Annotated in this window: 1 protein-coding gene; it reads left to right on the top strand. The window is 71.7% G+C overall.

What is annotated here, in order from left to right:
* Positions 1-457: 457 nt before the first annotated feature.
* Positions 458-1224 (top strand): lytic polysaccharide monooxygenase auxiliary activity family 9 protein (locus tag CA983_RS43860; RefSeq protein ID WP_244207361.1); only part of this gene is annotated, 767 nt, incomplete at its 3' end.

Consider the following 1224-nt stretch of genomic DNA (forward strand, 5'->3'; position numbering starts at 1 on the left):
GTCTCCTGGGCGACGGCGACCGAGGCGGGGGCGGCGGTCAGCAGGGCGGCGGAGACGGCGGCGACGGATATCAGCTTCCGTCTGAACTCTGGGGAGATACGCACGGTCGTTGCCTTTCGTGGCCGGACTCCGGGCTGGGCGGAGCGGCGGTGGATGCGCTTCCTCGCTGAAGCGGAGGGGGGTGGTTCGAAAGAGCGACGCAGTGGCCGGCCAGGCGTGTGGGGAGCGGACCCGTCCGGGGTTACCTGTGGGTCAGCTGTGGTCGAACGATAGGCAAAGTGAAGGTCATCGGGATACGGGGGAAACCCTCGATCGAGCCGGAAACCGACCCTCTATGGCGGTCAGTTGGGCGCGAATGGCCCCCTTTTCGAACAGGTCGTGGCGCGGTGAACGCGCCGGGCCGGTTGCCCGTATTGCACTACCGACCGCACCGGTCCGGCCGAGGAGACGCAGACGGATGCCCCGTACCACCGCACACCGCGCCGCGCTCGCGGCCGCCCTCGTGACCCCGTTGCTGCTGCCGCTGTGGGCGGCGGGTCCGGCGCGGGCGCACGGTGCGCCGACGGATCCGGTGAGCCGGGTGGTGGCCTGTTCCCCCGAGGGCGGCGGGCGAGCGGACTCGGCGGCGTGCCGCGCGGCCGTCGCGGCGAACGGCGCGCCCTTCACGGCGTGGGACAACCTGCGGGTGGCGAACGTGGACGGCCGGGACCGGCAGGTCGTCCCCGACGGGAAGCTGTGCAGCGGGGGCCTGCCCGGCTACAAGGGGCTCGACCTCGCCCGCGCCGACTGGCCGGCGACCCGGATGACTCCCGGCGAGACGCTGACCATGCGGTACGTCTCGACGATCCCGCACACCGGCACGTTCCGGATGTACCTGACGAAGCCCGGCTACGACCCGGCCGGGCCGCTGTCCTGGTCCGACCTGCCCGGGAAGCCGTTCGCCGAGGTGACGGACCCGGCCCTGACGGACGGCGCGTACGGCGTCGAGGCGACCCTGCCGTCCGACCGGACCGGGCGGCACGTGCTGTACACGGTCTGGCAGAACAGCAGTACGCCGGACACGTACTACTCGTGCTCGGACGTGGTGTTCCCGGAGAAGAAGGACGCGGCGCTCCCGGAGAAGAAGCAGGAGGAGAAGGAGCCGCAGGGAGGAGAGAAGGAGAACACCCCGTTGGCCTCGAACTCCGGACCCGCCTCCGAACCCACCCCCGGACCCGCCTCCGA

Source organism: Streptomyces swartbergensis, assembly GCF_002148965.1.
In the GTDB taxonomy this organism is placed as follows: Bacteria; Actinomycetota; Actinomycetes; order Streptomycetales; family Streptomycetaceae; genus Streptomyces; species Streptomyces swartbergensis.